The organism is Dysgonomonas sp. 25, assembly GCF_010501075.1.
In the GTDB taxonomy this organism is placed as follows: domain Bacteria; phylum Bacteroidota; class Bacteroidia; order Bacteroidales; family Dysgonomonadaceae; genus Dysgonomonas.
The window spans coordinates 688,891-700,178 of the sequence record NZ_QVMN01000001.1 but is presented as its reverse complement, the minus strand read 5'-3'; the positions used below and the strand labels follow the sequence as shown (position 1 = coordinate 700,178).

The following is an 11,288-nucleotide window of genomic DNA, read 5'->3' as shown; positions in this document are numbered from 1 at the left end:
TTATAATATGAAACGATTATTGATATTGATATTGATATTGTACGGAATATTAAATTATAACAAGAATATTCCTAATACTGATTATGTCAAGTATAAAACATTTGACGAATACTCTATGCAAGGAGTTGAGGGTAATATATCAGAAGGCGATTATTTTGTTTCTATAAAAGAAATAGAAGATTCTATTATTGTAATTTCTTCGTTAGCAAATGAATTTGGTCAAGATCGCTATGTATATATTGATAAGGGCAATTACTGGTATAGCCAGAATGTTACTCGTGTTCCTTACATAGAAAATTGTGCATGCGATACTACAATTACAAGCTATCATCATAAATATATATATAATGATACTATCATATCTTACAACTATGCTCTTGTAAATAAAACTAAGCAAGCGCTTAATGTATCGCTGCAAATCAAAACACGTTATACCATAATTAGTATAGATCTATCAAATAGGTTTGATCAAGATTCAGAAGATTTATTTCTTTATTTTAAGCATATTGCAAAAGAATATAACATACTTTATCAAAATAGAAGGTCGGATGATTATTATGAAGCGAATCATTATACTTATTATAATAAAAGAATGAATGGAGATACATTATTTGTATATGAAAAAGATTTACAACATTCTGAATATCAATTAGGATGTCTGTATGATGTGAGAATATTAAACAGCTTAGGTGAATTTGATCCTTATAAGGGAGAAAGCATTATGAGTGCTTTTTCTCTTCCAAAATGTGAATAACTATAAAATTCATCTTATAAATTGCCGAAGCAAGGAACGAATACCTTTACAGTGCTACAGGGCAGAAACTGAAGGTCACACAACGGTGGAACCCCAATTACAGCACCTATCCGGTCATCGGCTCAGCCGTCAACACCAGTCAGCTGACCCAGACCAAAACCACCGACTACGTAGGCAATAAAACCTACGAAAATCGCTCTTTGAAACGCATCCTGATCAACGGCGGCTATATAGAAAACAACCAATACAACTACTATATCCAAGACCATTTAGGAAATAACAGAGCCGTGGCCACTTCAAACGGTACAGTAATCCGACAGAACCATTACTATCCGTTCGGAGCAAGCTTTGCCGATGGACTGAACAAGGACAAAGATGCCTACAAGTACAACGGCAAAGAACAAGACCGTATGCATGGCTTGGATTGGTACGATTATGCGGCAAGGCATATGTCTCCTGCTGTACCGAGGTTTACAACGGTAGACCCATTGGCGGAAAAGTATTATAGTATTAGTCCATATGCTTACTGTGCTAATAATCCGATTAAGTTTATTGATCCTACAGGAATGGCTCCCGTCTACAATGAGAAGGGCGAACTTATTGGAACTACAGAAGATGGATTACAGGGAGATGCAATATTTATGAACTCCAAAAACTTCACACAAGGAATGTCCAATAAAGATGCTTCAAAGCATAATATAGGTATTGACGCACTCGGTGAGAAAGCAAGAGAAAGTTATCAAACAAGCTTTGATGGATTAAAAGACAGGCCTGATTATGATGGATATTTAACACCAAAAGAAGCAGAAGCATGGTATAGGGAAGGAGGAGGACAGCCTCTTTATGTTGATGTATCTAAAATAAACTTAGGAGGAGCATGGGCTAGTTACTTTAAGATAGGAGAAGAAAAAGGGTATAACTTTTTCCTCATGTCTCCTAAAAATTACGATACAGCAAGGGTTTATGGGACCCTAGCTATAACACTATTGGATGACAATGGTACTGCTAGTATAGTCCCTAGTAGGTATAGAGATAGTGGGCAGATTGACGATTATAATTTTGATCAACATCCAGGTCAACCCCTCAGAAACCTTCAAACAAGGGCTGCAAGTAAATATGCTGGAGCAGGAACAGGGTACAACATATATGGATATGGTACAGCCAAACTCTCAACAGACAAATGGTATAATCCGCTTCGTATATTATCCCCTTATTAAAAATGAAAATCAGGAAATTATGAAGAAGAAATTATTATATATATGTGCATTATTTATCTTTTTATATTCTTGCATTAAGCCAATGAATAATATCGAGATAGCAGACCTGCTAGGGGTTTCAGAAGTCAAGGTTAAAAAGGAAATTGTAACTAAGACCCTAGATCAATCGATCGTAATTATTGAATATCATTTACCTGATACAGTAAGCCAAAATTTCATTCAAGGCCAAAGAGTTTTGCCTACAAGTGCTGGGTATGAAACATGGAGAAGACAAGGATGGTTTAATTCTTCTATTGACACAATGAATGTTGATGCCTATTATTATTTGAACTTAAAATGGGATGATTATACTCAAAAAAAACAAGAAGAAATAAAAGGAGCACTGAAAAAGAAGCAGACATTTTTCGCACATTATGATCTAAGAGATTTTTACCTCGTTCAATTGTATGTATATGATACAGAATCTAATATTTTGTATTCAATATCAAGTGGGTTATAAATGGTGGGCAAACAGGCACTATTAGGGCATTAGGATTTAGATATAAGTAAAGAAAATGAATATGAAAAAAGAATATCTTGTTATATTATTTATATTATTAACGATATTATTATTTATCTTTTCTATGGGTCGTTTTTATTCAAATAAAAGAGATTCATATGAAGAATCCCAAAGAAAGATTTTGGATTATCCTAGTCTTATAGATGCTAGCATAGAAATATCAGGAGTAGTCCAAGGTAAGCAGATTTCATTGAATCTTTATAGTAAAGGAAGTTTCTATGTTAACCTAAATAATGGAGGTAAATTCGATATAAATAGAACTACTAGAAACTATTTATATATAAATTCTGATATAAGAGATTTTTTAGAAGTAAACGATTCAATAAGTAAACATGCTAATAATGATTCTATATTTATTTATAGAGATGGGCTAGAATATTATTTTGTATTAGGAAAAATAATAAATAAGGATAAAAAAAATCAATAATAAATACAAGAGTCCAGTAGTCGAAGCAAGAAATGAATACTTTTACTCAGCTACAGGGACAAAATTACGTGTCACACAGCGGTGGAGCTCGAACTATAATACAGCACCCGTTATTGGCACAGACATTAATGTTTCCGCATTAGACAAAACCAAAACCATTGATTACGTAAGTAATAAAGTCTATGAGGATGGTGTATTGAAGAAAGTGTTGATAGACGGAGGTTATATAGAAAACGGCAAATATCAATTTTATCTGACCGACCATTTGGGTAATATAGCCATGGTGATGAATCAGGATGCAGGCTTCTCACAACGTAACTCCTACTATCCGTTTGGAGGCTCCTTTGTAGAACACCATGGGAATAACTCCCAACCATATAAGTACAATGGGAAGGAGTTAGACAAAACCCATGGTTTGAACCAGTATGACTACTCAGCTCGATATTATGACCCGCCTACAGGTCGGTTTACGACGGTAGACCCAATGGCGGAAAAACATTATAGTATTAGTCCATATGCTTACTGTGCTAATAATCCGTTAAGATTTGTAGATCCTGATGGAAGAGATATTTATATTTATTATATAGGTAATGATGGAAACGAAACACACTGGGTATTCAATGGCAAGAATCATGATGAAGCTCCTATAAATGAATATGTATCAAATGTTTTGTTAGCATATGATTATAATATAGAAAACGGAGGAGGAGATAATTTAATGAAAGCTGCGACTGATAGTAAAATTAAAATGGGAGTAGCTTACTATAAAGAAGGATTAAGTAGAAATGAAGGTTTTGACGAAGATAGAGGAATTCATATGATTAGTTGGGATCCGTATGAAGCAACAAAAGATATCGGAGGAGGAATTTTTGATATTGATGGGTATGTTATATCTCCAGCAACGACATTAGAACATGAGTTTGATCATGGTTTAGGTGAAATGTTTGATCCTAAAGGGCATGAACAAAGAAGAAAAAAACCTAATAAAGATTATCGAAAGGAAGAAGAAAGACGAGTAATACAGGGATCAGAAGCTAAAACAGCAGGTCTTCATGGGGAAGTTCCATTAATATTATACCGGTCTTTACACTATGGGAAAAGTGTTAGAGTATCGGACCCGAGGAGTAACGGACGTGTACCTTTTTTGATGACTCCCAGTATAATGAAAGGCAGACTTGATATTTTTCACCAAAATCTAAAAAGAAATGAAACACTTAATTATAGTCTTATTTTTGTTCTGTACTGCTTGTAATAGTTCCAATAAAGGAAACTCCGATATTGATAGAGGGGATGCTTGTGATTGCGACATTCAATCCATACATGCTTTATATTATAATTATAATTTCGATACAGCAAGAGCTTTGGGATGGGATGATATTCAAAAATGGTATGACCCACAAGACACGACTAAACGTAATAGGATTGTTGAGGCGACTATTACAGAATGTTCCATTCTCCAAGAAATAGATAAAGAAATAAAAACACTTAAACCAGCAGAAGAGCAATATCCAGGAGATGCTCGAATTGCTTTAACAATCAATATGAAAGACGGGACTATTAAAGAGTATGTAATTGGATGGCCTAATACAGCTGCTTTTTATACCAAAGAATACAAAGGGACTCTCCTCGAATCAGAGAATACCAATAGATTATTATATTTGATAAAAAATAATATAGGTTATTATTCTTGGTTTGATCAGGATGATTTGAAATCTATGAATGAACTCAATGACCCTTCGGTACAGAGAGATAGTGTTAGAAGTCGCGATGGGAAAATATATTATTATACACCTAATATAGTAGAAGAAAAGAAAATGTAAGATCGTATTCTGGAGGGAGGGATGCTTCCTCCAGAATAAATCATGCTATTAATCTGAAAATACATGGGGTATAATTTATAAACAAATTAAATTAAGGAATCATGAAAAAAATGCTTTTGATTTGGATATTATTGTACTCATTTATAGAACTATTTTCTCAAGATATTCAATATAAATTATACGGTAAATATCTATGTAATGACTCTATTTGTACAATAGATTTGTATTCTTTACAAAAAGATCAGTTTAAGATCTATTCTACTAATGACGATCTGATATTGTTACCTGATACTGGATGTTATATGTTATTGACATCGTATACAGATCCAAGGGATACTATTCGTGTAAACATTTCAAATTTTGGATTGAATTCGGATACGATAATAATTATGAGTATTGTAGAATATTTATCTCCTTCAAAAAATCAAGGAGGGTGGTTGTGCTGTGAGAAAAAATGTGAAGGTTATTTAGTTGACTATTATAATAATGGAGAAAAAAGGATCGAAGGTTTATTTAAAAAAGGTAGACCTGTTGGGGAAATTAGATATTATCGAATTAATGGCTCATTAATGGCTATTGATTATTATAATAAGAAAGGTCACCTCATAAAATCCGATTTTTGGAATAGTGCTTCAGAGTAAGAACTGGATAAAAAGATTAGCAGTACCAACATAATTCCCTAAACTTACCGAGGATAATGGATATCCAAAGTCTTGTAGCCGAAGCAAGGAATGAATACCTCTACTCAGCTATGAGAACAAAACTACGAGTTACACAGCGGTGGAGTCTGAACAGTGATACTAATAGTAGCAGATGTGCTATAAATAGCAGCCTTAAAGGCTAAAATCAATTTCGAACTTAGTCCATTCGTTTTCCGAATAGAATTTGAAGTTTGTATTGTGATTTCGCAATATTTCGCGGACAATCATTAATCCTACTCCCTGCCCCGATGGTTTGGTAGAGAAGAATGGAATAAACAGATTCTTAGCTACTTCGTCCGATATGGCAGGGCCATTGTTCCATATGGCTATGGATAGGGGATTGGTTGCAGTGATTATCCTTATCTCCCCATCCTGCTCGATTGCCTCATAAGCGTTTTTGATGATGTTGACTAAAATCTGTTCGAACTGTATAGCATCAATGCAGGCTAAGCATTGTTCACTCGAAAGTTCCATCGTTAATCGGATATCTCTTCGCTGGCATTCGATGTTGGTGAGGGCTTCGACCGATTTTACCAGTTCGTTCAGATTCACTTGGGTCTTGTGAGGCTCAGGAAGCTTGACAACCTCTGCAAAGTTGCTTACGAATCGACCGAGATGCAGGCATCTGTTAAATGAGGCATCTACCGCCGGAAGGACATAAGAAAAATCATCCTTTTCCCTTTCTTTCAGTATATCGGATATGACATTCAGCGTAGAGCTAATAGCACCTACGGAGTTATTGACTTCATGCGCCATCATACGGATAACGCCTTCGTAGGATTTTTTCTCTATTCTCAGTAATTCATCTGTCAATTCTTCGATCAGGATAAAGGGATGATTGAACCCCTTGTCGATAAACGAAGAGCGTGTGCAGCGATATGCTGTTACACCCGTACCCCGCAAAACGATGTCGTCTCCCGGTTTCAATTCTGCCAATGAATGGGCGATACTGATGGGGGTATCTTTTATTTTTTCCCCTAAAAGGATATTTTTATCCGTGATTTTTAGGAGTTTAAGGCCTGATGGATTGATGTCGGTTATATATTCGTCGAAATCGAGGATGATAACCCCTTGTGGAGAGGCATGTATCAGTAAATCGAGAAAATGATTCTTCTCCCTTACTTGTAGGCGTTCTTCCTTCAGGCTATCCATCATTCTGTTGAAAACGCTAATCAGCTTATTCGCTTCGCTGTCGGATATGGGGCGCAGACGGGTGGAGAAGTCCTGCTCCTTCAACAAATCCATTCCATCCGCTATGATTTTGTATGGCCTTATCAACCGGCGATACAGGACAACGAACAGAATAAGAGCAAGTATAGTAATCCCTTCGAAAAGGAAAAACATACGCATATCGATTCCGAAGTATTGGAAACCGAAGAACCCTAATGCGCCAAAGACAATTAAGGCTAATAGCCAGAACAGGATTTTGGACTTCATCTATTCTTTATTGTAGCTTATATCATATTTTTCTAATCTGCGATAGAGTGCCTGCCTTGTTAATCCGAGTGCGATAGCCACTTTCGACAGATTATTTCCGTACAAAGACATCGCCTTGAGGATCATATTCTTTTCCAATTCTTCCAATGGGTATACCGAGTCGGGCAAACTGCTGTCGGCAGCCGGCGATTCGTTGTATTGCTCTTTGAAGTCTTTGTCGGATATAACGGATTTTCCCGATACCAATATCGTCCGCTCCACCAGATTCTTCAATTCCCGGATATTTCCCGGATAGGGTAGGGATTGTAGGAATGAAATTGCCTCCGCGCTTATTTCTATGTTGCTTAATCCGTTCAGTTCTTGCTGCCTTTTAACGAAATAATCTACTAACAGCGGCACATCGTCCAGCCGTTCGCGGAGCGCGGGGACGCGTATCGAAATCAGGTTGATGCGGTAGAACAAGTCTTCGCGGAATGTACCTTTTGCTACCATATCGGACAGATTCTTGTTCGTTGCGCTGATGATGCGCACATCTGTCTGCTTTGTTTTGCTGTCGCCTAACGACTCGAAAGTCTGGTCTTGTAATACGCGCAAGAGTTTCACCTGACAGGCGGCATCCAAGTCGCCTATTTCGTCTAAAAAGATGCTTCCCTTGTTAGCCATTTCGAATCGTCCTATCCGGTCGTAATGCGCATCGGTAAAGGCGCCTTTTTTATGTCCAAACATCTCACTTTCGAATAGGGATTGGGAGATTCCTCCCAGATTTACCTTTACGAAAGGGGCATTTTTACGTTTGCTGTTTTCGTGTATGGCTTCTGCTATGAGCTCTTTTCCTGTGCCGCTTTCGCCCGTAATCAATACGGCAGCATTGGTCGGGGCTATGCGGGCTATGGTGTTGAATACATTCTTTAGCAGTGGCGATTTTCCTATTATTTTGTCCGAATTGAAGGATGTTTCACCTATTACAGGTTCAACTTTATCATCGGGCTTGTTATTGAGTTGTAAGGCCGTTTGTATGGTGTTTATCAATGCAATATTATTCCAGGGCTTGGTGACAAAATCGAATGCTCCCGCCTGAATACCCCTTACGGCGAGATTGATAGAGCCCCATGCCGTGATGAGTATGACCGGCACATCGGGGCAGAATATTTTGGTTTGCTTCAATAGTGTCAAGCCTTCTTCTCCGCTTGTACTGTGGCTATAATTCATATCCATCAGTATAAGCTGAGGCGTCTGCTTGCGGATAAAGTCTACAGCATCCTTCGGGTTCGAGACCGATGCTGTTTCGTACCCTACGCGTTTCAGTACAAGTTCTAAAGAAGACCTTATGGCGCTATCGTCGTCGCATATTAATATCATTAGCTGGTTTCCCTTTCGTTTATTAAACCATCGAGGTCCGAGACCTTAAAAATAATCAATTTGTCTTTAATTATAAGCTGTGTGGGATGATCTTATTGATTTTCTTCTATCCTTAACAACTTTTTATCTTATCAGTTGCTCATATTCCACGCTCAGTTTCCTGTCGTGCAGAAAATCGTGTAGCGTCAGGCTGCGTATCTGATAGTAGTATGACCACAATAGGAACATCTGATTGATATAGTCGCGACGGGCTTCATCCTTAGCTGTTTGCGAATCGTTCAGATTGAGAATATCTATCTTGCCGAGAATAAATGCTTCGACCGACGTGGCATACCGTTCCTGCGCTATCTGGTCGGTTTCGCGTGCCAGACGGAGTTGGGTGGGCTGATTGTTGAAATATTGCACACGCAGGAAAATATCCTGATTGAAGTCTATTTGTTCCTTTTCTATCTGCGACTGCACGATTTCGCGGTTGGCTTCGGCTACTCTCACTTTTCCCTTCCCTTTTCCCCAGTCGAGAATTGGGATGCGGATGCCTACATTTATCACTTGGTCGCCCCGCCAGTTGTTCCGATGAAGGGCATCGCGAAAATTGTCTTCCTGACCGGACATGCCGAAAGATGCAAATAGCTGAATATCCCATCTGTCGGCTTTGGCCTGACTGATGTCTCTCGATGATTCGAGCATTCGTTTGCGGATATTCTGGGTGAAAGAGTTGTTTTCCAAAGCCATAGACAAGACGGCAGGATAGGAAAGCTGCGGAATATCTTCGGTCAGGAAGTCGGGTATAATCGGCTCTAATACAACTTCTTCGGCTATTCCGAGAAAAGAACGCAGTTGGAACATGTGCGAATTGAAGGAAGCCCGGGCGTCGGTCAGCGCCGATTCTGCTTTCAACAGGGATGCCCTCATCTGCAGCAAGTCGACTTTGGATAATTGTCCGATTTTGTGTCTGGCTTCGGCTACGGTATAGAGTTTTTCGGTATTCTTCCGGTTCTGTTCTGCCATATCGAGGTTGATGCGTCGGAGTAATAGGTTGAAATAGTGTTCGATAGCAGTCAGCGCTATTTCCTCCCGTTGGCTGATCAATTTTAACTGGGCTTCGCTGTATTTGACAGGTTCTATGCGTTGCAGCCATTTTACGCGGTTGAAACCGAAAATGGGTTGCTCAAATGAAATCTTTGCCGGAATGGATTTATAGTGCGTAGATGAGTTTGCTCCGTTTTGCCTCAAGCGCTCCAGACTGCTTTCTATGGCGATTTTTCCACCTGTCAACGGAATGTTCTGGTTGATGGAAAGCGCTGCGTCTATCCGGTTATAATTGTTGCTGACATAGGTATATGATCCGTCGGCGTTCTGGAAAGAATTATACGATTTCGAATAATGCGGCAGCGTCGTATTCAGTATGACTTCGGGCAATAATTCGGTTTTGTATGTCCTGTATTCCCAATAAGCCGAGATATACTCATTCCGCGCCACAACGGCATCCACCGAACGGGAAATTCCGGTTTCTATCGCATCATTCAGGCTGATGCGGATGGTGTCCTGCGCCTTGGCATAGGATGCCAGAAGGATGATTAGGAATATGGCGGATAAAAATCGTTTCATTATCTGATAGTTGTTGGTAAAAAACTCTCCCTTAAAGAGTTTTTCAAAATAGTTATGGTATGACTATTATTTATCTAAAATCTTATATGTTTGGGAGAGTATTCTCTTCATTTATTCGTCATGTAATGCCTCTGCCGGAGCTATATCCGAAGCCTGTTTGGCCGGATACCACACGGCAATGATAGATACCAGTGCCAGAAATCCGAAAGTGAGGGCAAAATTGATAATATGATCTGTTATTCCTTTGGTTTCGACTATCCCGAACCAGTTCCTGTTAGCATTCGGAATGCCCAATGACTCAATGATTTCGGGAGTCCCCACGCTCAGGCATATAACGGTAGCAACAATGCCAGCAATCAAAAGCAGGAATATTGTTTCGGCAATGATAATACCCTGTACTTTTTTCTTGGACGAACCAAGTGCTATGCGCAGCCCTATTTCGCTACGGCGCGATTGTGTGCGGAACCAGAAACTACCCAATACTCCCAGAAAGATATTGACAACGATGAAGAGCGTAATCGCATAAGCACTGTATGTCTGCTTCTTGAATCCCCATTTCATATCGAGGTTTTCTTTTATGCTTTCCATACTCGAGATCGACGATAGGTAGTAAGGGCTGATAAACAATTGTTCGCGCATATCTTTACTGAACCGTTGGATAAAATTCTTATCGTCAGCAGATGCTTTTACCCTGATTAATATTTCATTATTAGCAAGGTTTACACCTTCTTTTCTCAAGGGGAGGATGACACTGCATATGTAGGGATTGAAATAGGCTGTTTTCATCCTATTGCCGATGCCGATAACACGGTGTTTTTCTTTTATGGCATCCCATTCGTTGTCGTATACGAGCTGGTGTACTTGCGATATGTCATACATTTCTACATCTTGTTGCTGATCTCCGAAAAGATTATCTTTGAAAGGGGTTATTATGGCTTCTTCGCGGGAAGCATTATCCGTCCAGTCAAAAATACGCCCATCCACTTTGACCTTGAATACATCGAAATATTCGGAGGTTACATGTCTTACCAATAAGCCATGGTTAGCGGAGTCGGAATTAATCCTATAAGCATTCATCCATGTGCTGCCATAGGGAGCGCCTGCATTCGATAATGAAACGCTTTCGATGTCGGGATGCCGTTTTACCCTCTCCAGAAGAGTCAGAGCCAATGCATAGCGATCGATTTCTTCTTCCGAACCGTCACCCGTAGATGGCTTTTCTCTCATTTCTATCTTGTAGACGTGTTCGATATTTAGCCCGGGATCTTCCAGTTGCTTGCGGGTTATGGTATGGATATAATCGCAGCAAAACCAAAGGACGCAGAATACGATTAAAAATTCTACTATCAGCCAGGCATTCAGCTTACGTTCGTTCCAGATGATTTTAAATATATGTCGTATCATAA

At 38.9% G+C, this 11,288-nt stretch carries 11 protein-coding genes; 7 read left to right on the top strand and 4 right to left on the bottom strand.

Annotated elements, in window-relative coordinates; translation table 11 throughout:
• The first annotated feature begins 7 nt into the window (after positions 1 to 7).
• From D0T66_RS03100 to D0T66_RS03070, 7 genes are all read left to right on the top strand, one after another.
• Positions 8 to 754: a hypothetical protein gene (locus tag D0T66_RS03100; RefSeq protein WP_163355458.1), complete on the top strand. Its 747-nt coding sequence runs from the start codon at positions 8 to 10 to the stop codon at positions 752 to 754.
• A gap of 200 nt (positions 755 to 954) precedes the next feature.
• A complete protein-coding gene (locus D0T66_RS03095) occupies positions 955 to 1,971 on the top strand; it encodes an RHS repeat domain-containing protein (protein ID WP_255489689.1) in 1,017 nt (338 codons plus the stop codon).
• 19 nt (positions 1,972 to 1,990) lie between these two features.
• A complete protein-coding gene (locus D0T66_RS03090) occupies positions 1,991 to 2,470 on the top strand; it encodes a hypothetical protein (RefSeq protein WP_163355456.1) in 480 nt (159 codons plus the stop codon).
• 61 nt (positions 2,471 to 2,531) lie between these two features.
• Positions 2,532 to 2,957 carry a hypothetical protein gene (locus D0T66_RS03085; protein ID WP_163355454.1) on the top strand — a complete coding sequence of 142 codons (426 nt, stop codon included), beginning with the start codon at positions 2,532 to 2,534 and terminating at the stop codon, positions 2,955 to 2,957.
• Positions 2,958 to 3,162: 205 nt separating this feature from the next.
• Complete coding sequence (locus D0T66_RS03080; RefSeq protein WP_370520758.1) at positions 3,163 to 4,209, top strand: RHS repeat domain-containing protein; 1,047 nt, start codon at positions 3,163 to 3,165, stop codon at positions 4,207 to 4,209.
• Positions 4,163 to 4,777 carry a hypothetical protein gene (locus tag D0T66_RS03075; protein ID WP_163355451.1) on the top strand — a complete coding sequence of 205 codons (615 nt, stop codon included), beginning with the start codon at positions 4,163 to 4,165 and terminating at the stop codon, positions 4,775 to 4,777. Before D0T66_RS03080 ends, D0T66_RS03075 begins: the two co-directional genes overlap by 47 nt.
• Positions 4,778 to 4,878: 101 nt before the next feature.
• The gene (locus D0T66_RS03070; RefSeq protein ID WP_163355449.1) at positions 4,879 to 5,418 is read left to right on the top strand and encodes a hypothetical protein; all 540 of its coding nucleotides are present in this window, start codon (positions 4,879 to 4,881) and stop codon (positions 5,416 to 5,418) included.
• A gap of 192 nt (positions 5,419 to 5,610) precedes the next feature.
• Here the strand turns inward: D0T66_RS03070 and D0T66_RS03065 are convergent, their stop codons facing one another.
• The 4 genes from D0T66_RS03065 to D0T66_RS03050 form a co-directional block, all read right to left on the bottom strand.
• Entirely contained in the window at positions 5,611 to 6,915 is a 1,305-nt protein-coding gene (locus D0T66_RS03065; protein ID WP_163355448.1) for a PAS domain-containing sensor histidine kinase, read from the bottom strand.
• Complete coding sequence (locus D0T66_RS03060; protein ID WP_163355446.1) at positions 6,916 to 8,274, bottom strand: sigma-54 dependent transcriptional regulator; 1,359 nt, start codon at positions 8,272 to 8,274, stop codon at positions 6,916 to 6,918. It lies immediately after the preceding gene.
• A 123-nt stretch (positions 8,275 to 8,397) separates the two neighbouring features.
• Positions 8,398 to 9,882 (bottom strand): TolC family protein, encoded by a 1,485-nt coding sequence (locus D0T66_RS03055; RefSeq protein ID WP_163355444.1) that lies wholly within the window; start codon positions 9,880 to 9,882, stop codon positions 8,398 to 8,400.
• 111 nt (positions 9,883 to 9,993) lie between these two features.
• A complete protein-coding gene (locus D0T66_RS03050) occupies positions 9,994 to 11,286 on the bottom strand; it encodes an ABC transporter permease (protein WP_163355442.1) in 1,293 nt (430 codons plus the stop codon).
• Positions 11,287 to 11,288 lie beyond the last annotated feature (2 nt).

Coding starts and splice junctions, on each gene's coding strand:
- D0T66_RS03075 (WP_163355451.1), top strand. CDS start 4,163: ATGAAACACTTAATTATAGTCTTATTTTTGTTCTGTACTGCTTGTAAT.
- D0T66_RS03070 (WP_163355449.1), top strand. CDS start 4,879: ATGAAAAAAATGCTTTTGATTTGGATATTATTGTACTCATTTATAGAA.
- D0T66_RS03085 (WP_163355454.1), top strand. CDS start 2,532: ATGAAAAAAGAATATCTTGTTATATTATTTATATTATTAACGATATTA.
- D0T66_RS03060 (WP_163355446.1), bottom strand. CDS start 8,274: ATGATATTAATATGCGACGACGATAGCGCCATAAGGTCTTCTTTAGAA.
- D0T66_RS03090 (WP_163355456.1), top strand. CDS start 1,991: ATGAAGAAGAAATTATTATATATATGTGCATTATTTATCTTTTTATAT.
- D0T66_RS03065 (WP_163355448.1), bottom strand. CDS start 6,915: ATGAAGTCCAAAATCCTGTTCTGGCTATTAGCCTTAATTGTCTTTGGC.
- D0T66_RS03055 (WP_163355444.1), bottom strand. CDS start 9,882: ATGAAACGATTTTTATCCGCCATATTCCTAATCATCCTTCTGGCATCC.
- D0T66_RS03100 (WP_163355458.1), top strand. CDS start 8: ATGAAACGATTATTGATATTGATATTGATATTGTACGGAATATTAAAT.
- D0T66_RS03050 (WP_163355442.1), bottom strand. CDS start 11,286: ATGATACGACATATATTTAAAATCATCTGGAACGAACGTAAGCTGAAT.